This window comes from Sphingomonas sp. 320_CC (assembly GCF_059691795.1).
On record NZ_JCAWAE010000002.1, the window covers coordinates 186,808 to 208,568 of the forward strand.

The following is a 21,761-nucleotide window of genomic DNA, read 5'->3' on the forward strand; positions in this document are numbered from 1 at the left end:
ACGCGCCGTCATCCTGACGAAAGTCAGGATCCAGAGCCAAGACCGGCGACGCTTAGTTACCCTGGATCCTGACTTTCGTCAGGATGACGGAGGCTAGCCGCTATGCGCCGGCAGCGAAGGCCGCGAGAGCACCGATACATGCTCGCCGGGCTCGACGAACATCCCGTGCAACAGCGCCCACCGCCCCGCTTTCTCGCTCGCCGTCAGAATCGTCAGGAACGGACTGAGCAACAGCCCCAGCGTCACCGGCGCAAGCCACGCCGCCGTGACCGGCGCGAACGGCGTCACGAGCAACAACGCCACCCCCACTCCGACATGCCAGCGATACCGCGGCATCACGTCGCCAAGCGACAGCTCGTGCGCGTCACGGTTCTGCGGCGCCCAACCGGACTTCCGCCCCATTAGAATCCCCGCGAGGTCCATCGTCTGGGTCAGCGCGATCACCGGCGCGGACAGCATCGAGAACGGCACGTCGACCAGCACCGACCTGACGATCCCGCGCCGCCCGCCGAACCCCGCGCGACGCTCTGCATTCGAGAACGCCCAGATCACGCTTAGCAGCTTGGGCCCGAACAGCAGCAACAGCGTGACGAACAGCACCTGCAGAGACGTCTGCGCCTCGACGATATTCCGCTCGCCGATCAGCGCCTGCACGACGCTGGTCGCGATCATCAGCAGCCACACCGGCGAGGTGATGAACGCCGACGCGCCCATCAGCAATTGCAGCCGACTGACCCAGTGGAACCCCGACGACGTCAGCAGGCTTAGATGCTGGATGTTCCCCTGCGCCCAGCGCCGGTCACGCACCGCCGCATCGATCAGCGTCGGCGGATATTCCTCGAACGTCTCCTCGGTCATCAGCATATGGACGCGCCAGCCGCGCCGCCGTAACAGCGCCGCCTCGACCATGTCGTGGCTCATGATGACGCCGCCGAACGGCGCCCGCCCCGGCAGATCGGGGAGCCCGCAACTCGACGCGAACGCCTCGATCCGGATCATCGCGTTATGGCCCCAGAAGGTCGCCTCCGAACCCGACCACCATACGAGTCCGGCGGTGGAAATCGGACCATACAACCGACTGGCGAACTGCATCCAGCGCTGGAAGAACGTCACGCCGTTGATCACAGCCGGCACCGTCTGGAGCAGCGCCACCGCAGGCCGCCGCTCAAGCACCTGCGCCATGCCGATGATCGTGTTGCCGCCCATCAGGCTGTCCGCGTCGAGCATCAGCATGTAGCGATAGCCGCCGCCGAACCGCCGGATCCACTCCGCCACGTTGCCGGGCTTGCGGCCGACGTTCACGGTGCGGCGCCGGTAATAGAGCGCGCAGTCGAGCGTCGGGGCTAGGCGCTCCCACGCCGCGATCTCAGCCGCCTCCGCCGCTTCGCCGGAATCGCTCAGGATGAAGATATCGAACCGGTCGGCGACACCGCCGGCGGCGATCGCGCGCGCCATCCAGGCGATCCGCTCGAAAACCGCGTCGATGTCCTCGTTGTGGACCGGCATCAGGATCGCGGTGCGACCTTCGAGTGGTTCGGACTGGCGCGGCGTCGGAACGAACCCCGGATGCCCGCCGGTCATCAACAGCAAGAAGCCGATCGCCGCATTCATGAAGCCAAACGCGATCCAGGCGAACAGTGGGAAGAACAGCGCGAGCAATGCCGCGTCCCAGAAGCTCAATCCGTCGGCGAGCAGCGATTCCTGCACCGCCGATGACGCCGCGGTGGCCAGCAACCCGGTCATCAGCACGAGGAGGATGCGGCGCGCGAGCATGTCGTCGGAGGATACGACCATGCCCGGGCCCGGCTCAGGCGCGGACCAAGGCGGCGGCGGGCCGTCGAAACGCTGCGGGGGCATCTCGATCGGTGTTTCGCCCGGCATCATGGGAATCGCGGGCATCAGAAGATCGGGGTCAGGACGGTTTCGCTAAGCGCACGACCGCCGCGCGTGAGGAACAGCCTGACGTCGGCGGGCCCTTGCGCATCGGGGGCCACGTCGGCGGTGACGCGCCAGCGGTTCTTCTGGCCGACGACGGGATAGGCCGCGTTGGCGAGCACTTTGCCGCGGACGACATCGATCTTGGCGGTTACGCCGCTCTGGCGATCGAGACCAGCAAGACCCTCACCGATGAAATCGACCACGAGCTTCCGCGCGCCCTTCACCGGCTCGGCGCCCGGTCGGCCGGCGACGCCCTGCCAGCAATCGACGACGTGCGCTGTCGCGGCGACGGCGGTCGGATCGACCGATTTCCACGACAGCGAGTAATCGAACTGCAACCGCTGCCCCGCTTTCGCAGGCGCGGCCGGGGTCCAGAACGACACGACATTGTCGACCGTCTCACTGTTGGTCGGGAACGCATAGAGCATCACCGCGCCCTTGCCCCAGTCACCCTGCGGCTGGACCCACAGGTTCGGCCGCCGATCGTAAAAGGCGCCGTCGTCCTGGTAGTGATCGAAGTTCCGGTCGCGCTGGATCAGCCCGAAACCCTTGGGTGCTTGGTCCACAAAACTGTCCAGCGTATCATGCGGCGGGTTATTGAGCGGGCGCCAGATTCGTTCGCCGGCTCCGGTGAGGAGCGCCAAGCCGTCCGAATCGTGGATCTCGGGACGCCAGTCGACCGCAGCGGCGCGATTGCCTTCGCCGTACCAGAACATGCTGGTCGCAGGCGCGACGCCGAGCCGTTCGATGTCGCGACGGACGTTGAGCACGGACGAGACCTGCTGCTCGACGCCAGCGCCGGCGATGTGGCGCGACTGGATGCGGTACGCCCCGGTGACGCTGGCGCCGTCCATCAGCGCGTAGATCGTGTATGCGTCCGCGCCGGTCCGCTCGATCCAGAATTCGGTGAAGTCGGGAAATTCCTCGCGGCCCGGCAGCCCGGTGTTGATCGCGAGCCCGCGCGCGGACAGGCCATATTGGTCCTGCGCGCCGGCGGTGCGGAAATAGGATGCGCCCTGGAACGCCATCCAGTCGCTGGTGCCGCCCGGTGCCATCGCCCGGAATCCGGCGATGCCCAGCGCGGCGGCGTGGCCCTCTTCCGCCTCGAACAGGTCGCGCGAGAACTCGATGCGACGCGCCTGCCCGTTCTCGACGACGTTGATCGCGACCGGCATCGGCGCGTAGCGTCCGAGCGGGAACAGGCGGATGCCACCGGCGAGCGTCTTGTCGGCGCGGTAGCGGATGCTGCCGACCTTGTCGTAATCGATCGCGGCGGCGGCGGCGACCTTGGCCGGGGCGGCATATGGCTTGGTGGCGAGCGTCGCGGCGCGCTGCTGGAGCGCGTCCCAGGAGAACGGCTCGGCCTTGCCGGGCGCCGTACGCATCGCGGCAGCGGCCTGCGGGAGGACACCCAACAGACCCAGCGCGGTTACTACTTCGCGTCGACCGATCATGCAGAGCGCTCCCTTGTCGTCATCATGCTGCAATGCGGTAGCATAGAGACGACACGCGCGCGCGTCGACAGGTCCCGCCGCGGGCGCAGCCTATCGCGCGCGTTGCCAGCGGGCGCTGATCCTAACCGGGTCGTGGATATGCCCACCGACGACCACCAACATCGCGCCAGCACTCGCGCAGAGGAAGCCGATCGTGGCGAGCAGAAATGCGAGTGCGCCGGTTTGCTGATGGAGACGAGCGAGCGTGTAGATCGCGGTGGCGGCGATCGCGAGCGACAGGACACCGCTCGCGCGGAGGCTGAGATCGGTGCGGAGGCGGCGGGCGTCGGTCATGCGACACTTCAGCTATTTCCCCTCACATAAGCGTTCGAGATCGATAACGAAGGGAGCCATAGTGTTCACATAGTGCGCAACCCCGTCATCCCGGCGAAAGCCGGAACCTCGCGCGGCAGGGGCGACCTGCTGCGGGGAAACACACTAATATTCCCGGTTCAGGCGTCGACCAACAGCCGGTACCCGATGCCGAGTTCGTTCGCGATGACCGTGCCGACTCCCCCTGTCCCCTCCAGCTTCTGCCGCAAGTTACGCACGACGATGCGGAGATATTCGATCCGGCGGTCATGATCGGTCGGCCACGCTGCCTCCAATATCCGCTGATGCGTCACCACCCGCCCCGGATGCGCCGCCAACGCCGAGAGCACGTCGAACTCCTTCCGCGTCAGATGCGCCTCCTCGTTGCCGCGCCGGACGAGGCGGTGTTCGAAATCAATCTCGACCCCATGCGCATGCAGGACCGTCGGGCGAGACGTCGCCTCGCCCCGCCCGCGCAGCGCGACGCGGAGGCGGGCGAGCAGTTCCTCCGTATCGAACGGCTTGGTCACATAATCCTCGGCCCCCAGATCGAGCGCCGCGACCTTCTGGTCGGTCGCTTCGCGCGCGGACACGACAAGGATGATCGGATCGCCGAGCTTCTTCAGCAGCGGCACCAGTTCCAGCCCGTCACGATCAGGCAACCCCAGGTCGAGCAGCACTGCGGTCAACGGCCGGCTTCCCGCGATGCGCAGCGCCTCACGCGCGTCGACCGCTTCCTCGACGCCGTACCCCGCCCGCTCCAGCGTGTTCTTCAACAACCGCCGGATATGCAGTTCGTCGTCGACGATCAGGACCGTTTGCGTGCTCATAAGTTCGCTCCACCGATGTCGCGAACGAGCAAGGCCACGGGGAAGCACAGGCTGAACTGCGCGCCAGTGAGGTCTTCGCGGTTGCTGGCTTCGACGGTCATGCCCATCGCTTCGGCGAACGCCTTCACGATCGCAAGCCCCAGCCCGGTGCCGCCGACCGCGCGGTCGGAGCCTTCGAGGCGGCGGAACGTCTCGAACACCTCCTTCTCGCGGCCGGGGGGCAGGCCCGGTCCCTGGTCGATCACCGACAGCCGGAGCATTCCGAAGCGGTGTTCCGCGCGTACCACGATCGGCGTGCCGGGGTCGGCATAGCGGCCGGCATTGTCGAGCAGGTTGAGCAGGCAATGGTGGAGCAATTGCGGATCGACGCGGACCAGCGGCAGGTTGGGCGCGACGTCGAGGTCGATCGCATGGCCTTCGAGCACGCGCTTGGTGTCATGCACCGCGCCCGCGACCGCATCGGTGAGATCGGTTGGTTCAAGCCGCAACCGGAGCGCGCCCGCTTCCACGCGCGCCATGTCGAGCAGGTTGCCGACGAAGCGATTGAGCCGCGCTGCCTCGGTCTCGATCGTGTCGATCAGCTCGGGCGTGACGCCGCGGTGCAATTCCGCCGCCGCCGCCATCACCGAGGTCAGCGGCGTGCGCAGGTCGTGGCTGACCGACGACAGCAACGCCTGCCGCAACCGATCGCGCTCGCGCACCGCATCGACGTCGCGCATCTCGACCTCCAGCCGCGCGCGTTCGAGCACGAGCGACGCCTGGTCGACCAGGCTCATCAGCAACGGCAACTGGTCCGATCGCACCGGATCGCCACCCGCCTCACGCGCAAGGCCGAGCACCGCCAGCGTCCGCTCGCCCGAGCGCAACGGCTGGAAGAACCACTCCGATGCCGCCAGCGTGCCCGACCCACGACCTGCCGGCGTGCCCGTATCATAGGCCCATTGCGCGGCCGCCATCTCCATTGTCTCGAGCCGGTAGTCCGCGCCGTTCGCCGCCTGCACCGCAAGGCCGGGGTCCTCCGCGACGAGGATCACCGCACGCACGCCGAACAACCGGCCGATTTCCTCGCAGATCGCGCGGGCCAGCGCGACCGGCTCGTTGAGCGAGGTCAGTTGGCGGAGGAACCCGGCAAGCGCGGCGTTGGTGCGCGCGCTGGCGGCGGCGATGTCGGCCTGCGCGCGGACCCGCGACGTGAGCTGGCTCGTCACGAACGCGATGCCGAGCAGCACGAGGATCGAGATCACGTTCTCGGGATTGTTGATCGTCAGCGTGCCGGTCGGCGGCAGGAAGAAGAAGTTGTACGCGATCGACGAAACCACGCCTGCGAACAGCCCGGTGCGCAGGCCGAACAGGCTCGCCGCGGCCATCACCGGCAGCAAATAGAGCAGCGCGACGTTGCCGAGGTTGAGGATGTGGAACAGCGCGCTCGCCACGCCGGTAACGCCCGCGACCATCGCTGTCGTCCAGGCGTAGCCGGCTTTGCTACCCCATCCGCCGGTCCGCACGCGCGTGCCGCGGGGCGCAGTGGGCGGGTCCATCGGCAGGACGTGGACGGCGATCCCCGGTGACTCGCGGACCATCTGGTCGACGACCGAGCCGTGACGGAGTTCGAACCAGCGCGAGCGGGTGGACTTGCCGACGACCAGCTGCGTCGCGCGCGCCTCGGTGGTGAACGTCTTCAGGCCGTCGACCACCGACGTCGCCGGGACAGTCGCGACATCGCCGCCGAGTTGCGTCGCTAGGTTGAAAACCGCGGCAAGCTGGCGGTGCTCGGGCTCGCCGAAAGTCTGCGCGCGGGGCGTCTCGATATATACCGCGGTCCACGGCGCGTGCATCGCGTCGGCGATCCGCTTGGTCGCGCGGACGAGGCCAAGCGCGCCGGGCAACTCGCTGATCGCGACGACGATCCGCTCACCGCCCGCCCAGGTGCCGCCGACGCCCAATGCGCGGACGTGTTCGAGCATCTGCGCATCGACGGCTTGCGCGGCACGGCGGAGCGCGAGCTCGCGCAGGGCCGACAGATTCGACTTGGAGAAGAAGTGCGCGAGGGCGCGGGTGGCTTCGTGGGGGAGATAGACCTTCCCCGCCTTCAGCCGCTCGATCAGTTCGTCGGGCGGGATGTCGACGACTTCGATCTCGGCGGCCTCGACGATACTGTCGGGGACGGTCTCGCGGACGCGGACGCGCGTGAACGAGGCGACGACGTCGTTGAGGCTCTCGATATGCTGGATGTTGATCGTCGAATAGACGTCGATGCCGGCCGCGAGCAGTTCCTCGACGTCCTGATAGCGTTTGGGGTGGCGGCTGCCGGGGGCGTTCGTGTGCGCGAGTTCGTCGACGAGGACGAGCGTGGGCGCGCGTTCGAGGATGGCGTCGAGGTCCATCTCGTCGAGCGTGCGGCCTTCGTACGGGATCGCCTTTCGTGGGACGATTTCATGCCCCCGCGTGAGCGCTTCGGTTTCGACGCGACCGTGCGTCTCGACCACGCCGATGACGACGTCGACGCCGGCGCGGTGACGTTCCGCGCCTTCGGAAAGCATCTCGTAGGTTTTGCCCACGCCGGGGGCGGCGCCGAGGAAGATCTTCAGACGGCCGCGACCCTCCTGCGACGCCTGTCGCAGAAGGGCCTCGGGGGATGGTCGCGTGTCGTCGTTCAATGCGTTGCGTCGAGGGCGCGGTTGAGGGCGAAGACGTTCACGCGTGGCTCGCCGAGGATGCCAAACAGCGGGCCGTCGACGTTGGCGGTTACCAGCGCGCGGACCTTGTCGGCAGGAAGGCCGCGGGTACGGGCGACGCGGGCGACCTGGGCATAGGCCGAGGCTGGCGACAGGTCGGGGTCGAGGCCCGACCCCGAGGCGGTGGCGAGATCGGCCGGCAGCGGTCCGGTCACGCCTTCCGCGCGGCGCTTGGCGACGTCGACCTTGGTGCGGTCGACGAGCGCCTGGCTGGTCGGGCCGTAGTTCGAACCCGACGAGGCGAGGCCGTCATAGCCCTTGCCGGCGGCGGAGGGGCGCGTCTGGAAATAGCGATCGGTGGTGAAGGCTTGGCCGACGACGGTCGAGCCGATCGCCTTGCCGTTGGCCATGACGAGGCTGCCGTTCGCTTGCGCGGGGAAGATGGCCTGTCCGATCCCGGTCATGGCCAGGGGATAGACGATCCCGAGCAGCAGCGCGAACAGGATCGTCATGACGAACGCCGGACGGAGCGCGGAGGTGAAATCGGAAGTCATGCTGTCGTCTCCATGTGTCCCCGCGAAGGCAGGGACACAGTCTGGGCACCCGCCTTCGCGGGTGAACAATTCTTTGGGGTGAGGGCACACGTCGAAGCTTGCGACCAGCCACCTGGCACCTCCCCGGCGAAGGCCGGGGTCCAGTTGGGTGACGTTGCTAACTGCGGATGCGCTTCGTTACTGCGACCTTTCCATCTGGGCCCCGGCCTTCGCCGGGGTGGTGTTGGGGGTCGGTGCGAGGGTGCATGTGCGCGCAACGGACTGGTCTGGATCATCATGCGAGCCCCAGCGCACCGACCAGAAGGTCGATAAGCTTGATCCCGACGAACGGCGCGATCAGGCCACCCAGGCCATACACCGCCAGGTTGCGCGCCAGCAGCGGCCCCGCCGCCATCGGCTTGTACGCCACCCCCTTCAGCGCAAGCGGCACCAGCATCGGGATGATGATCGCGTTGAAGATGATCGCGGACAGGATCGCGCTTTCCGGCGAACCCAGCCGCATCACGTTGAGCACGCCCAACCCCGGATAGAGCGCGACGAACATCGCCGGGATGATCGCGAAATACTTGGCCACGTCGTTCGCCACCGAGAAGGTGGTCAGCGCACCACGCGTCATCAGCAACTGCTTCCCGAGACCGACGATCTCGATCAGCTTGGTCGGGTCGCTGTCGAGGTCGACCATGTTGCCCGCCTCGCGCGCGGCTTGCGTGCCGGTGTTCATCGCCACGCCGACATCGGCTTGGGCCAAAGCCGGCGCGTCGTTGGTACCGTCGCCGCACATCGCGACCAGTCGCCCGCCCTGCTGTTCCTTGCGGATCAGGTCGAGCTTGTCCTCGGGCGTCGCCTGCGCGAGGAAGTCGTCGACCCCTGCTTCGGCGGCGATCGCGGCGGCGGTAAGGGGGTTGTCGCCGGTGATCATCACCGTGCGGATGCCCATTGCGCGCAGCTCGCCGAAGCGCTCGCGGATGCCGGCCTTGACGACGTCCTTGAGGAAGATCGCACCTAGCAACCGACCGTCGCGTGCGACCGCCAGCGGCGTACCGCCTGCACGGGCGATCTCGTCGGTGATGCGGCGCAGTTCGGTGGCCGCGGCGGTTGCTCCTGCCCCCGGATTGGCCTTCAGGATCGAGTCCACGGCCCCCTTCTGGATCAGCGAGCCCCCGACGATCACGCCCGAGATTCGCGTCTGCGCGGTGAACGGGATGACCTCCGCGTCCCCCGGCAGTTCGCTGGTCGTCACGCCGAACTTCTCGCGCGCGAGGACGACGATCGAGCGGCCCTCGGGCGTTTCGTCGGCGAGGCTGGCGAGCAACGCCGCCTCGGCCAGATCCTCGTCACGCGTGCCGCCGACCGAGCGGAACTCGCTCGCCTGGCGATCGCCGATCGTGATCGTGCCGGTCTTGTCGAGCAGCAGGACGTCGATATCGCCCGCCGCCTCGACCGCGCGGCCCGACTTCGCCAGCACGTTGAAGCGCACCAGCCGATCCATCCCCGCGATCCCGATCGCCGACAGCAGCGCCGCGATCGTCGTCGGGATCAGCGTGATCAGCAGCGCCGCCAGGATCGCGACCGGCACGCGGCCGCCCGCATAGCTTGCGAAACCAGGGATCGTGCCGACCGCGATCAGGAAGATGATCGTCAGCCCGACAAGCAGCAACGTCAGCGCGATCTCGTTCGGCGTCTTCTGCCGCTCGGCGCCCTCGACGAGTGCGATCATGCGGTCGAGAAAGCCTTCGCCGGGATTGGCGGTGACCTTCACGCGGATCTCGTCGGAGATGACGCGCGTGCCCGCGGTCACCGCCGAGCGATCCCCGCCCGCCTCGCGGATTACCGGCGCGCTTTCGCCGGTGATCGCGGCTTCGTTGACCGAGGCGACGCCCCAGACGACTTCGCCATCCGCCGGGATCAGGTCGCCCATTGTGACCAGGACGATGTCGCCCGCGCGGAGCATGCTGGCGGGGACGGACTCGACCTGGTCGCCCTTCATGCGGCGGGCGGTCAGTTCGGCCTTGGTCGCGCGCAATGACGCGGCCTGCGCCTTGCCGCGGCCTTCGGCGAGCGCTTCGGCGAAGGTGCCGAACAACACCGTCAGCCACAGCCAGATCACCAGCTGTATCTTGAAGCCGACCGAGAGCCCGTCGCCGCCGACATTGACGAGGATCGTCAACAGCGTGGCAACGACCGCGGTGACGAACATCACCGGGTTGCGGATCAACTGCCGCGGATCGAGCTTGCGGAAAGCGTCGCCGATCGCGGGAACGATCAAGTCGGCAGTAAACAGCGACTTGGTAGGGGTGCGTGCCATTTTGGCTTGTCCCGTCAGAAGGTTTTGCCGCTGATCATCGCGAGATGATCGGCGATAGGACCGAGCGCGAGGCTCGGCAGGAAGGTCAGGCCACCGACGATCAGGATGATCCCGACCAGCAGGCCGACCCACAGCGCGCCCGTCGTCGGGAACGAGCCTGCGCTTTCCGGCGTGTATTTCTTGGCCGCGAGACCACCGGCGATTGCGAGCATCGGCACGATGATGAAGAAGCGGCCGAGCCACATCGCGACCCCAAGCAAGCCGTTGTAATAAGGCGTGTTGGCGGTAAGTCCGGCGAACGCGGAGCCGTTGTTCCCGACCGCGCTGGTGAAGGCGTAGAGGATCTCGCTGAACCCGTGTGGCCCCTTGTTGAGCGGCCCCGCGAGCCCGTCCGGCAGCACGGCGCTGAGCGCGGTGAAGCCGAGGATGACGAGCGGCAGGATGGCGATCGCCAGCACCGCCAGCTTCACTTCGCGCGCCTCGATCTTCTTGCCGACATATTCGGGCGTGCGGCCGACCATCAGGCCCGCGACGAACACGGCCAGGATGGCGAACAGCAGGAAGCCGTAGATGCCTGCGCCGACGCCGCCGATGACGACTTCGCCGAGCTGGATGTTGAGCAGCGGGATCATGCCGCCCAGCGCGGTGAAGCTGTCATGCATGCCGTTGACCGCGCCGCACGAGGCGGCGGTGGTGACGACGGAGAACAAGGCGGACGCGGCGATCCCGAAGCGGACCTCCTTGCCTTCCATGTTGCCGCCCGCAACGCCCATGTTGTGCAGGATCGGGTTGCCCGCGGCTTCCTGCCAATAGGTGATCGTGACGCCGGCGAGGAACAGCACGAGCATGGCCGAGAGGATCGCCCAGCCCTGCTTGGTGTTGCCGACGGCCTTGCCGAAGGTCCAGGTGAGACCGAAACCGATCAGGAAGATCGACAGCATCTGCACGAGGTTGACAAGCGCGGTCGGGTTCTCGAACGGATGCGCCGAGTTCGCGTTGAAGAAGCCGCCACCATTGGTGCCGAGCATCTTGATCGCTTCCTGGCTCGCCACCGGCCCGAGCGTCAGCGTCTGCTTGAGCCCTTCGAGCGTGGTGATGTCGACCGTACCGGCCATCGTCTGCGGTACGCCGCTGGCGATGTAGAAGAGCGTCACGACGACGCAGATCGGCAGCAGCACGTAGAGCGTGACGCGCGTCATATCGGCCCAGAAATTGCCGATCGTCGCACTCGAGCGCCGCGCGAACCCGCGGAACAGCGCGAACGCCAGCGCGATGCCGGTCGCCGCCGACAGGAAGTTGTGGATCGTCAGCCCGAACATCTGGCTGAAGTTCGACATGGTCGTCTCACCGGCATAGCTCTGCCAGTTGGTGTTCGTCGTGAAGCTGATCGCGGTGTTGAACGCGAGATGCGGGCTGAGCCCTGCGAGACCCTGCGGATTGCCGGGCAGCACGCCCTGCAGACGCAACACCGCGTAGGTCAGCGCCATCAGCATCGCGTTGAACATGATCATGTGGAGGGCGTAGCGGCGCCAGCCTTGCTCCGCCTTCGGGTCGATGCCGCTGAGCTTGTAGAAGCCGGTCTCGACGGGGCCGAGGATGGCGTGGATCGGCGTGCGACGGCCTTCGTACAAGGCGAACAGCCACATACCAACCGGTTTGGTCAACGCCAGCAGGATGCCGACGAAGCCCAGGATGAGGATCCATCCTTCGAATGTCATGATGACGCGCTCCTAAAAGCGTTCGGGACGGATCAGCACCGCCACGAGATAGAAAAGCAGCCCGAGCGCGACGATCGCGGCGAGCCAGAGGTCGAGGGTCATGATTGTGTCCTCATGGGCTCAGGCGTTGTCGCACAGGCGGACATAGGCGAGCGTCGCCGCCACCAGTCCGATCATGATGGCTATCCAGAGAAGGTCCTGCATGGCTGGGTTCCTTTCAGAAGGCTGCGGTGAGCGAGGCAACCACGGTGCCGTCGGCGATCGATCCGGTTCCGTCCTGGCCGCGGGAGAAGCTCGGCTGGAGATACGCAGCACTGCGACGCGTGATGTCTGTGTCGACATAGCTCACGTTCAGCGTCAGATTTTTATACGTAGTGTCCGCACCGAGCGACCAATCCCAGTAATCACCCGTCGGCGCCGCGCTGGTCGCGTTGGGGCCGAGCCCATCATTGCCCCAGCTATGGCCGATATGCGCCTTGGCGGTGATCGGCGTCCCTGCGATCGCGAACGCGCCGTCGCCGGTGAGGTAGAGGTTGTCCTCCTTGTCGCCCGCGTCGGTGTAGACTCCCGCCGCAGCATCGGCGCCGGTGCGATACCATTTGCCGAGCGCCTGCTGCTTCGGCGCATAGAAAGCGCTCGCGGTCAGCGTCGCAGGACCGGTCGTGCCGCTGAGCTTCACATAGGGCTCGGCATAGTCGGTCTTCGAGGCGCCGCCCGGATACATGTACCAGGTCAAGCCGACGTCGATCGTCGCATTGTTCGCGAGCTTGTGCTTGTAGCCGCCGATCAGGTCGAGCTCCATGTTCGAGCCGCCGAACGTGCCCCAGCCGGACAGGTTCGAGCCCCATGCGCCGACGTAGATACCGCTCTCGTGTGCGATCGTCAGCCCGCCCTGGATCGCGCCGTCCTTGTCCGACTGCGACACGCCGCGCAGGCGATAATCGGTCGCGAGCGTCACCGAACCGCTGACGGTCACGGGAGAAGGCGGCGCGGTGTCCTGCGCGAACGCGGGCGTGGCGATACCGGCGAGAAGTCCGGTGGCGGCGACGAAACGAAGAATGTGCATTGTGGTCCCCATGCGCGGGCCGCCGAAAGGATGGCGGTTCGCGAGGACTGGCAATTAGGCTCTAGCGACGTAGCAATTCGAGATCGATTGCCGGGGCGAAGCATATGTTTCACGTAGTATTGTCGAATTATTGTGCGGTGCGGCGAAGGATCAGCCAGCCAGCGACGCCCGACAGGATCGAGCCCGCGAACACCCCGACCTTTACCGCGTCCATCGCGTGCGGCGCGCCGGCGAAGGCGAGCCCGCCGATGAACAGGCTCATCGTGAAGCCGATCCCGCACAACACCGCCATGCCGTAGACCTGTGTCCAGCTCGCGTTCTTGGGCGCCTCGGCCAGCCGGAACGTCACGAGACCGCGGATCGTCGCGAAGATGCCGATCTGCTTGCCGAGGAACAGCCCCAGCATGATCCCGACCGGCAGCGGCGCGATCACGTCCGCCGCCACCATCCCGCCGAACGCGATGCCCGCATTGGCGAACCCGAACGCCGGCACGATCAGGAAACTCGACCAGGGCTGGAGCGCGTGTTCGAGACGCTTCAGCGGCGGCTCGCCGTCCCCGGTCCGCAGCGGGATCGTCAACGCGATCGCCACACCCGCGAGCGTCGCATGGACACCCGACAGCAAGACACCATACCAAATCCCGACGCCGATCAGCAGGTACAGCACCAGCGACCGCACGCCCGACAGGTTCAGAATGACGAGCACGCCGAGCCCGGCGCCTGCCGCAAGCAACGGCAACAGCGCTATATGGCCGGTGTAGAACAGCGCGATGACGAGGATCGCGAGCAGGTCGTCGATCACCGCGATCGCCGTCAACAACACTTTCAAAGAGGTCGGGACGCGCGATCCGAGCAGGGCAAGGATGCCGAGCGCGAACGCGATGTCGGTCGCCGCCGGGATAGCCCAGCCGCGCAGATTGTCGGGCGTTCCCATATTGACGAGCACATAGAGGGCCGCCGGCACCGCCATGCCCGCGAGCGCCGCCGCACCGGGCATGATGCGCTCGCCCCAGGTCGAGAGATGCCCCGAGACGAACTCGCTCTTCACCTCCAACCCGATCAGCAGGAAGAACAGCGCCATCGCGCCGTCGTCGATCCAGTGGTGGACGCTCATCCCGCCGACTGCGTGGTGCAGTGTCGCGAAGTACGTTGGCGCGAGCGGTGAATTTGCGACGAACAGTGCCGCTATCGCCGCCGCGAGCAGCACGATGGCGCCCGCCGCATCACTCGAGAAAAAGCGCCGGATCGCGGTCAAAGACCTTCGCCGCCGACCCATTGCGCGTTGGACAGGCGGCGCGCGAGATCCCAGCTCTGGACGCGGATATCGGGCACCGCGACCACCTCCCACAGCCCGCCGCGAGTCATCGGCCCGATGCAGTGGATCCGGTCATCGGGGGTCCCGTCGGCGCGGATCGCGCGCGACTGGGCATCGACGTCGACGCCGAGCCTGAGCGGGTCGGGCCGGATCGCACCCGCTCCGAGCAGGTGCTTCACGAGCGGCTCCTCCGAGCGCAGCAGGTCGCCCTGCGGCCCCGTGCAATTGACGATCCGCGCCGCGCGCGTGACGACCGGATCAGTCTCGCCCCGTGGTCGCCACGTCAACCTTGCCTGCGTACCGTCAGCTTCGGCGGACACGATCTTACCCGCCGCGAAGGTCAGCCGCCCGGTCGCAACGAGCGCCTCGACACGGTCCGCAACGGCCGGTGCGAGTCGGTGGCGGTGGACGTCCCAATACGGGCGTAGATGGCGAAGGAAGCGTCCGCGCACCTCCTGCGACGCTGCCGACCACAGCATCTGCGTGACCGGACGAAGCTCGTCGACGGCGCAGCGCCAGCCCTCTTCGGCGGCACGTGCACGAACATGGCGGACGAGGTCAGTCAGCCCGCCCTGGGGTTTGTCTGAGACACCGCGGTGCGCCGGCGCGCCATCGACATGCCGCCGTGGCGACAATCCGCGTCGCGACATCGCCAGGATGTTTCCGGCGAACCCCTGCGCATCGAGCAGCAACGCCGCGTCGATCGCGGTCAGCCCTGTTCCGACCAGCACGACGGTATCGTCCGCGCCCAGCCCCTCGGCGAGATTGGCCGCCCACGGGTCCGCGTAATAGACACCAGCCGGCAGCGCGTCCGGCTTCAACCCCGGCGGCGTGTGCGGGGGCAGGTTACCGAGCGCGAGCACCGCGGTATCGGCGGCGATCTTGCGCCCGTCCGCCATCGTCAGCGTCACGCCGTCGCCTTCGCCTTCGACCGGATCGATCGCGCAGACCTCACCCTCGACATGCACCAGCCGGCCGTCCGACTCCGCGATCGCGGCGTCGAGCAGTTCGCGCAGATACGCGCCATACGTCGTGCGCGGGACGAAGGTCTTGCGGTCGCCCTTGCCGTGCGCCTCCAGCCAGCGGACAAAGTGGTCGGGATCGTCGGGCAGCGCGCTCATGTTCCCCGCGCGGACGTTGAGCAGGTGATCGGGATGCGCCGCACTATACGCGACACCGCGCGCAAGCTGCCGGTCTCGCCTCTCGATCAACGTCACGCGCGGCCCCTCGTGGCGCATCAGATTGACTGCGAACAGCGCGCCCGAAAACCCGCCCCCGACGACGACGACATGATCCTCGGGCCCCGCAATACGCGGCATCGTCGCTCGGTCGTCCATCTGCTCGCTCACCTCGTTAGACGCAGACGCCATGCCTGATCGGCAGCGACTAGCCTACCCCCGAGCGACATCGCCACTTCCGAACCCGTCACATTGCCCCCTGTCCGTTCGCGCATCCCGAGCCGATTTACGACCACGTGATATCTGGCATTCCGACTGCAAGCCGAGCATGCTTGCGGGTGAACACGGCGCCAGCGCGGCCTGAGCTTACGGAAGATACGATACTATGCCGACCCTCCCTTGTGCCGCGCGCCTCCTGTTGATTGGCACGTGCCTGACGTCGGCAATCATGACGCATGCAAAGGCCGATCCGCTCGCGACGCTCGACCGCAACGGAAGCCTCGTCGCGATCGAACCCTATGCGCCGAACATCGTCCGCGTGACGATCTCGCTCGACCGCGCGCTTGCCGATGCGCCACCAGGCGAAGGCCCCAACACCAAGGCGGACGCGACCGGCTGGACGCACCGCACCGACGCAAGCGGCGACGTGTTCGCCTCCAGCGCGATGGCGCTGACCGTCAAGGCACAGCCCTGGCCCAAGGCGCCGTCGCAGATGGAACGGTACTTCGCGCCGTCGTTGCCGCCCGTATCGATCGCCGTGCGCAAGCCCGATGGATCGACGATCGCCGAGATGACCGGCTGGGAGATGTCGCCGCAGACCGTCAACGGCGAGAAGACGTTCCGCGTCGGCGCGAGCTTCGCGGTGCAGCCGAACGAGCATTATTACGGCCTCGGCCAGAACCAGGAAGGCGTGCTCGATCTCAAGGGGCGGACGATCGATTGCCGCCACAACTACGACGCGCCTGCGGGCGAAACGGTGTGCGTGCCGTTCATGGTCACCAACAAGGGCTACGGCATCGTCTGGGACAACCCATCGGCGACCACCGTCTCCCCCGGCCTGTCGAACTCGACGCACTGGCAGTCGAACGTCGGCGAGCGCGTGTCGTTCTTCGTCATCACCGGCAACACCACCGACGAATTGTACGCCGGTTATGCCAAGCTGACCGGCGCGACGCCGCTGCCGCCAAAGGCCGCATTCGGGCTGATCCAGTCCAAGGCACGCTACGAGACGCAGGCCGAACTGCTCGGTGTCGCCAACGGCTACCGGAAGCGCGGCCTTCCGCTCGACGTGATGGTGTTCGACTGGTTCTACTGGACGCGAATGGGCCAACTCGACATCGACCGCACCTATTTCCCCGATCCCAAGGGCATGAACGCCACGCTGAAGAACATGGGGATGCATTCGATCATCAGCGTGTGGCCGCGGTTCGAGAAGGAATCGCGCTATTTCAATTTCCTGGGCACCAAGGGGTGGCTGCTGAAGGACAAGGACGGCGGCGTGGTGGACGGCCTGCCTATCCGTTCGGACCGCGCCGGCGCGCTGCTCGATTCGACCAACCCGGATGCGCGCGGCTGGTTCTGGGACCGGATCCGCGACAATATCGCGAGCCAGGGCTTCGACTGGTTTTGGCTCGACGAGACCGAGCCGGATCTCGTGCCGGACGGCAATTTCTTCTCGATCGGGTCGGGCGACCGGTATCACAATCTCTATCCGCTGGTGCACACCAACAGCGTCGCGGAAGGGTCCGCGCGCGACCGGCCCGACTTCCGCAACCTGATCCTCGCGCGAGCCGCCTATCTTGGGACGCAGCGGAACGGCGCGCTGTTCTGGTCGTCGGACGTGCAGGCGAACTGGGAAACGCTGCACCGCCAAGTTCCCGCGGGGCTCGGCTTTACCGCGACCGGCATGGCCTATTGGAGCAGCGACACCGGCGGATGGCAGTACCCGAACGGGCCGAAGGCGGAGCATGCGCCGTTGCTCGATCCGGCGGGTGCGACCGCGATGTCACCGAGCTACAGCGACTATCCCGAACTGTTCACGCGCTGGTTCGCGTATAACAGCTTCACGCCGACGCTGCGCATTCACGGCCAGCGTCCGGCGACGGCGATCTGGGATTATGGTGCGGCGGCCGAACCGGTGCTCGCGAGCTTCCTGAAGCTGCGATATGCGCTGATCCCGTATCTCTATTCGCTCGGCTATCAGACCTACAGGACGGGCGCGCCGTTCATGCGCGCGCTGTTCATGGACTTCCCGAACGACCCCGCCGTCGCGACGATCGGCGACGAATATATGTTCGGTCCGGCCTTCCTGGTCGCACCGGTCACGCAACAAGGCGCCACAAACCGCAAGGTCTACCTCCCGGACGGGTCGGAATGGTATGATTATTGGACCGATCAGCGGTATGCCGGTGGTCAGACGATCGTGGCCGCAGCGCCGATCGACCGCATCCCGCTGTTCGTCCGCGCGGGTTCCATCGTGCCGATGGGCGTGCAGGTGCCGAGCACTGCGACGAAGCAGGCGCTCGAGACGATCAAGGTCTATCCCGGCCGTGACGCGAGCTTCACGCTGTACGACGATGACGGCGTGACCAATGGTTACAAGAAGGGCAGCGGATCTAGCGCTGCTCTTCGTTGGAACGATGCGGCGAAGACATTGACCGCGTCCGGTCCCCTGCCGACCCGCCAAGCGGTCAATCCGCTGGTGAAGATCGTGACGCCGCACCAGCCAGCGGCGGCACGCTAGGGCCCGGCGAAGGGCAGGTTCCGGCTGTTTAAAGGCGACCTGCCCTTCGCGTTCTCCTGCCCGGCTACGCGTCGATCAGGCGACTCAGCAGGTTCGCCATGCGCAATCTACCAAGTGCGGTGAGTTGGACATGCGATCGGCGGCCGTCGCGGGCATCGCGAATGCGTTCGACCAGATCCGCTTCCTGCAACATCGTCAGATAGCGTAGCGCGGTGGCCGACGGCGCGCGTGCGCCGATGCAGACCGCCGAGACGCTCAGCCGGCGCTGCTCGTGTTCCGAGATGAACAGGTCGAGCAGGATGTCCCAGGCAGGTTCCGAGAACAGTGCATCGCCGAGCATCGCATCCCGGACCTTGCGGAGTTCGTACAGCCGCCGGGCCATATCGACCAGAACGGTATCCGATACGGCGAACGGCGTCGCGCGCTTGGCGATATTGATTGGCGCCATGGCAAGTGCGTAAGTCATAAACGTCTTCCGAATTCGCTTATCGGATCGTGCGGTCCTGACGGCTCCAGTCGAGATCCCAGCCCTGGGCCTGGATCCGCCGCGAATGCCTGACCGTCCCGATCACGAGAAGCAGAACGATGGGATAACTCCAGACGGCAGAGAGGACGGCGTAGACGAGCCGGATGACGTCGGGGCTGATCGCCTTGGCCAGATGAGCCCCCGTCCCCAATGCGTGGAGCGCGGTGACCCAGGCTGGCCAGAAGCGATCGGCATGCAACGTGATCACCATCATCACGACGAGCAGGATCAGGTCGACGACCATGACACCGACCTCCGTCCCGGCGAACAATACCGGGATGTCGCGCTGGATGACGCTGGTGGAAAGCGCCGCCAGCAACAGGGCCAGGCCCGTCAACCGCTCCGGTGCCCCGCCCCGCAGGAGCGCATAGCCGGATGCGGTCAACTGTATCGCGTAGAACACCCAGACCCGATCCAACTCTTACCTCCGCAGGACCGTAGTCGGTCGTTCAGGCGACCGCGGCCAGATGGACCGGGGCGTCGAAGTCGGTTGCAAGCCGCAGCGCGCCTTCGTTCGGCGGGCATTCCGCGGTATCGCCGTAGCCGTAGAACTGGCCGAGACCGATCTCGGTACGGACGTCGACCAGCGAACGGTGCGCTTCGATGAAGCGCTGCCGGACGGCGACCATCTCGAACGACGCCTGCGAGACCATCTGCAATGCAGCGGCGCCCGTGCCGAGCGGCAGGTTCGCAGCGACGCGTTGCTGCATCAGTGTCGCCATGCACGAGGCGGTGAGCATCGCGGCCTTGTCGACCGCGGCCTCTGCCTCGAGAAAGTCATTGGCTACCCTGTCGGCAGCGCGGCGGCGTTCTCTCAACATCGAAATTCCTCCCCTGGGCACCGACGTTGCGGTGCCGTGCTCAGGAGCGTTCTGCTCTCGGTTCGATCGTAACAGCGTCGTCAACGTCATCGCCATATTGACCACCGCCATCGACGTGACAGCGATCAGTCCCATGAGTGCAAGCAGTCGAAATATCCTGTCGCCGATCGAAAACCGATTGCGCGCGCCCCCCGTCGATCCGCTGCCACCGGACAACCCGAGGAAGCGGCGAACAAACCCCCGCGGCTCGCTCTGATCACTGCTTGCAGACTTGGAGGGGCCGGGGGGAACGTCGAGTGGTTCGGATGGTAGCCGTTCGTATGCGGCGGCCGGGTCGGAAGGTAATACTGGCTCGGCACGGGCGTCGGGGTAGGAGGGAAGGCGGTCGCGAACGAGCAGGGCGTCGTCGGCCCCACCGCGCTCGTGCTCCTGCAGGCGACGCGCCGCCTCGAACCGCGTCCCGACGCCGAGGATCTGGATCGCACGCTCGATCCGCTTGTCGATCGCTGACGGCGACACGCCGACGATCAGCGCGATCTCCTTCGAATTATGATGGGTTAGTACGAGCCGGAGACAGGCGCGTTGGGCTTCGGTCAACTGATCGATGCGTCCTGCGGTCATTGCGCGATGGTAGCGCGAACCCATGGCGGTTGCACCTTCCGCGTGAGAGCGGAAGAAACTGAATTACAAACCTCTGAATTGGAAAGAATTTCTGGAGCCCAATCGACGGGCAGATCTTAGTATCGCCGCAAATAGAGAGGGTGCGATGATCGATGCTGCGGCAAACGCCAGGCTGGGCCTGCGCGTGGAGGAAAGGCAACGCCTGAGGCGGGGCGGATTTTCCCTGATTGCGGCGGCGATACTGTTCACGATGCTCGCCGGTTGCGTCAATCCGGTTGGCCGTTCGCTGTACCAGCCTGCCCCGCTCGCAACGACGCCGACATGGACCGGACGGACGCCAAGGCTGGTCGAAGCAATCGCGGCTGACGGAGTTCATTTGCACGGCTTGTTCTGGCCGCCGGAAACACCGGGCGGCGCGGTGCTGATCTATGTCCCAGGACGTGCGGGCAATCGCGACATCGCGGCGAAGGCAGCACAGGCCTTCGCGCGTGACGGCCGAGGCGTCCTCGTCGCGTCGTATCGAGGCTATGGCGACAATCCGGGCGTTCCGGACGAACGCGGACTGTACCAGGATGGCCGCGCGTTCGTGGATTTGGCGCAACGGCTCGTGCCAGACGGCAAGCACTTCCTGTTTGGCGACGGACTCGGCGCCGCAGTGGCGTTGCACGTGGCCGCGGATCTATCGGCCGGAGCGGGCGTCGACGGAGTCGTGACGCTCGGCGCGTTCGACTCTTTCGCGCGGTTCGTGCCTGGCCTGGAGCGTGGCCTATATGCAGCGGCGTTCGACAATGTTGCGGCTATTCGTCGCGTGACGGTGCCGGTGCTGCTGATGCACGGTCGCAAGGACGAGGTCGTGCCGTTCGCCGCGGCGGATCGGTTGCGCGCGGCGGCTGGTGGCAAGGCGTTGGTCGTGCCGATCGACGGTGAGGCGTATCACAGCTTCGACTTGAGCCACATCGCGCCAGTGGTGTGGCGTGCGCTGGACCAGATTGCCACGGACGGGGCAGCGACCAAGTAGCGAGTCAGTCTCGGGCGAAGATTTCGGCGTGGGGGATCGTAAGGCCGAGCGAGGGAATGACGAGGTCCAGCGAAGTCGAGAACAACGTCTCGATCCAGCCGCCCTCGATCCGCTGGTGAACCGACAGCGCCTCGGCATCGACGTCGACGAAGGCGAGCGTGTCGACGGAATCGATCGCGCGGTATTCGTCTCTCTTGACGGTCAGATCGAAGTGTCGGGTCGAGGGGGATAGTATCTCGATTATGACGCGAGGATCGGACAGGGTCAGATCGTCGGGCCGGTCGCCGGGCGCGCCACAGTCGATGGTGAGATCGGGGTAGCGCACCGATCGATCCTGCGTCCGGACTGCCATGTCGGAGCCGTAGGGTGTGCAGCCCGAGCCGCGCAGGGCAGAACGGACGAACGCCGTCAGGTTCACCTGTACGCGTGAATGATCGCGTGTGCCGCCGGCCATCATGCGGATGACGCCGTTGTCGAGTTCGGCCTTCATGTCGGCGCCGAAATCGATCTGGAGGAATTCCTCGGCTGTCAGCAGCCGGTAGTGCGGGTCGCTCGCCATGACGGGGGACATACGCTGGTTGGGTAGACAAACAAAGGGCCGGGGATTGCTCCCCGGCCCTTTGCTTTGGTCGGTGTGTTTGGCTTGGA

Annotated in this window: 18 protein-coding genes; 2 read left to right on the forward strand and 16 right to left on the reverse strand. The window is 66.4% G+C overall.

Features of this window, described 5'->3' with window-relative positions:
• Positions 1-93: 93 nt before the first annotated feature.
• The 12 genes from mdoH to AC59GX_RS07730 all read right to left on the reverse strand — a co-directional run bounded on the left by mdoH (position 94) and on the right by AC59GX_RS07730 (position 15,543).
• Positions 94-1,899, reverse strand: coding sequence for a glucans biosynthesis glucosyltransferase MdoH (gene mdoH / locus AC59GX_RS07675; RefSeq protein WP_426279746.1), 1,806 nt, complete (start codon positions 1,897-1,899; stop codon positions 94-96).
• A complete protein-coding gene (locus AC59GX_RS07680) occupies positions 1,899-3,392 on the reverse strand; it encodes an OpgD/OpgG family glucan biosynthesis protein (protein ID WP_426279747.1) in 1,494 nt (497 codons plus the stop codon). Before AC59GX_RS07680 ends, mdoH begins: the two co-directional genes overlap by 1 nt.
• A gap of 90 nt (positions 3,393-3,482) precedes the next feature.
• Complete coding sequence (locus AC59GX_RS07685) at positions 3,483-3,725, reverse strand: hypothetical protein (RefSeq protein WP_426279748.1); 243 nt, start codon at positions 3,723-3,725, stop codon at positions 3,483-3,485.
• A gap of 158 nt (positions 3,726-3,883) precedes the next feature.
• The gene (locus AC59GX_RS07690) at positions 3,884-4,573 is read right to left on the reverse strand and encodes a response regulator transcription factor (protein ID WP_426279749.1); all 690 of its coding nucleotides are present in this window, start codon (positions 4,571-4,573) and stop codon (positions 3,884-3,886) included.
• Positions 4,570-7,230, reverse strand: a complete 2,661-nt coding sequence (locus AC59GX_RS07695; protein ID WP_426279750.1) for a DUF4118 domain-containing protein — start codon at positions 7,228-7,230, stop codon at positions 4,570-4,572. Before AC59GX_RS07695 ends, AC59GX_RS07690 begins: the two co-directional genes overlap by 4 nt.
• Complete coding sequence (gene kdpC, locus AC59GX_RS07700) at positions 7,227-7,802, reverse strand: potassium-transporting ATPase subunit KdpC (protein WP_426279751.1); 576 nt, start codon at positions 7,800-7,802, stop codon at positions 7,227-7,229. The genes AC59GX_RS07695 and kdpC overlap by 4 nt, the downstream gene beginning before the upstream one ends.
• Before the next feature lie 274 nt (positions 7,803-8,076).
• On the reverse strand, positions 8,077-10,107 hold the full coding sequence (kdpB, locus tag AC59GX_RS07705) for a potassium-transporting ATPase subunit KdpB (RefSeq protein WP_426279752.1): 2,031 nt from the start codon (positions 10,105-10,107) through the stop codon (positions 8,077-8,079).
• Positions 10,108-10,121: 14 nt separating this feature from the next.
• A complete protein-coding gene (kdpA, locus tag AC59GX_RS07710; RefSeq protein ID WP_426279753.1) occupies positions 10,122-11,825 on the reverse strand; it encodes a potassium-transporting ATPase subunit KdpA in 1,704 nt (567 codons plus the stop codon).
• Between the two features lie 12 nt (positions 11,826-11,837).
• Positions 11,838-11,927, reverse strand: a complete 90-nt coding sequence (gene kdpF, locus AC59GX_RS07715; RefSeq protein WP_055875324.1) for a K(+)-transporting ATPase subunit F — start codon at positions 11,925-11,927, stop codon at positions 11,838-11,840.
• A 115-nt stretch (positions 11,928-12,042) separates the two neighbouring features.
• Positions 12,043-12,891: a TorF family putative porin gene (locus AC59GX_RS07720; protein ID WP_426279755.1), complete on the reverse strand. Its 849-nt coding sequence runs from the start codon at positions 12,889-12,891 to the stop codon at positions 12,043-12,045.
• A 127-nt stretch (positions 12,892-13,018) separates the two neighbouring features.
• Positions 13,019-14,146, reverse strand: coding sequence for a Na+/H+ antiporter NhaA (nhaA, locus tag AC59GX_RS07725; protein WP_426279757.1), 1,128 nt, complete (start codon positions 14,144-14,146; stop codon positions 13,019-13,021).
• Positions 14,143-15,543, reverse strand: coding sequence for an FAD/NAD(P)-binding protein (locus AC59GX_RS07730; protein ID WP_426280386.1), 1,401 nt, complete (start codon positions 15,541-15,543; stop codon positions 14,143-14,145). The genes nhaA and AC59GX_RS07730 overlap by 4 nt, the downstream gene beginning before the upstream one ends.
• Before the next feature lie 289 nt (positions 15,544-15,832).
• On the opposite strand from AC59GX_RS07730, the gene AC59GX_RS07735 reads away from it, so the two are divergent.
• Complete coding sequence (locus AC59GX_RS07735; protein WP_497301423.1) at positions 15,833-18,127, forward strand: glycoside hydrolase family 31 protein; 2,295 nt, start codon at positions 15,833-15,835, stop codon at positions 18,125-18,127.
• Positions 18,128-18,191: 64 nt separating this feature from the next.
• Here the strand turns inward: AC59GX_RS07735 and AC59GX_RS07740 are convergent, their stop codons facing one another.
• The 3 genes from AC59GX_RS07740 to AC59GX_RS07750 are packed head-to-tail and all read right to left on the reverse strand — an operon-like array spanning position 18,192 to position 20,095.
• Positions 18,192-18,593, reverse strand: a complete 402-nt coding sequence (locus AC59GX_RS07740) for a winged helix DNA-binding protein (protein ID WP_497301425.1) — start codon at positions 18,591-18,593, stop codon at positions 18,192-18,194.
• A gap of 19 nt (positions 18,594-18,612) precedes the next feature.
• Complete coding sequence (locus AC59GX_RS07745; RefSeq protein WP_426279763.1) at positions 18,613-19,071, reverse strand: hypothetical protein; 459 nt, start codon at positions 19,069-19,071, stop codon at positions 18,613-18,615.
• Between the two features lie 31 nt (positions 19,072-19,102).
• Positions 19,103-20,095, reverse strand: coding sequence for a sigma factor-like helix-turn-helix DNA-binding protein (locus AC59GX_RS07750; RefSeq protein ID WP_426279765.1), 993 nt, complete (start codon positions 20,093-20,095; stop codon positions 19,103-19,105).
• A 145-nt stretch (positions 20,096-20,240) separates the two neighbouring features.
• Here AC59GX_RS07750 and AC59GX_RS07755 point away from each other — a divergent pair, with 145 nt between their 5' ends.
• Positions 20,241-21,113 (forward strand): alpha/beta hydrolase, encoded by an 873-nt coding sequence (locus AC59GX_RS07755; RefSeq protein ID WP_426279766.1) that lies wholly within the window; start codon positions 20,241-20,243, stop codon positions 21,111-21,113.
• A 4-nt stretch (positions 21,114-21,117) separates the two neighbouring features.
• Here AC59GX_RS07755 and AC59GX_RS07760 read toward each other — a convergent pair whose 3' ends face one another.
• The gene (locus AC59GX_RS07760) at positions 21,118-21,672 is read right to left on the reverse strand and encodes a Uma2 family endonuclease (RefSeq protein ID WP_426279768.1); all 555 of its coding nucleotides are present in this window, start codon (positions 21,670-21,672) and stop codon (positions 21,118-21,120) included.
• Positions 21,673-21,761: the final 89 nt, after the last annotated feature.

Bases quoted from the DNA above. Each gene is read 5' to 3' on its own strand.
- mdoH (WP_426279746.1), bottom strand. From the start codon at position 1,899: ATGCCCGCGATTCCCATGATGCCGGGCGAAACACCGATCGAGATGCCC.
- AC59GX_RS07720 (WP_426279755.1), bottom strand. From the start codon at position 12,891: ATGCACATTCTTCGTTTCGTCGCCGCCACCGGACTTCTCGCCGGTATC.
- AC59GX_RS07735 (WP_497301423.1), top strand. From the start codon at position 15,833: ATGACGCATGCAAAGGCCGATCCGCTCGCGACGCTCGACCGCAACGGA.
- AC59GX_RS07690 (WP_426279749.1), bottom strand. From the start codon at position 4,573: ATGAGCACGCAAACGGTCCTGATCGTCGACGACGAACTGCATATCCGG.
- AC59GX_RS07760 (WP_426279768.1), bottom strand. From the start codon at position 21,672: ATGGCGAGCGACCCGCACTACCGGCTGCTGACAGCCGAGGAATTCCTC.
- kdpF (WP_055875324.1), bottom strand. From the start codon at position 11,927: ATGACCCTCGACCTCTGGCTCGCCGCGATCGTCGCGCTCGGGCTGCTT.
- AC59GX_RS07685 (WP_426279748.1), bottom strand. From the start codon at position 3,725: ATGACCGACGCCCGCCGCCTCCGCACCGATCTCAGCCTCCGCGCGAGC.
- kdpA (WP_426279753.1), bottom strand. From the start codon at position 11,825: ATGACATTCGAAGGATGGATCCTCATCCTGGGCTTCGTCGGCATCCTG.
- AC59GX_RS07755 (WP_426279766.1), top strand. From the start codon at position 20,241: ATGATCGATGCTGCGGCAAACGCCAGGCTGGGCCTGCGCGTGGAGGAA.
- AC59GX_RS07750 (WP_426279765.1), bottom strand. From the start codon at position 20,095: ATGACCGCAGGACGCATCGATCAGTTGACCGAAGCCCAACGCGCCTGT.
- AC59GX_RS07730 (WP_426280386.1), bottom strand. From the start codon at position 15,543: ATGGACGACCGAGCGACGATGCCGCGTATTGCGGGGCCCGAGGATCAT.
- kdpC (WP_426279751.1), bottom strand. From the start codon at position 7,802: ATGACTTCCGATTTCACCTCCGCGCTCCGTCCGGCGTTCGTCATGACG.
- AC59GX_RS07740 (WP_497301425.1), bottom strand. From the start codon at position 18,593: ATGACTTACGCACTTGCCATGGCGCCAATCAATATCGCCAAGCGCGCG.
- AC59GX_RS07680 (WP_426279747.1), bottom strand. From the start codon at position 3,392: ATGATCGGTCGACGCGAAGTAGTAACCGCGCTGGGTCTGTTGGGTGTC.
- kdpB (WP_426279752.1), bottom strand. From the start codon at position 10,107: ATGGCACGCACCCCTACCAAGTCGCTGTTTACTGCCGACTTGATCGTT.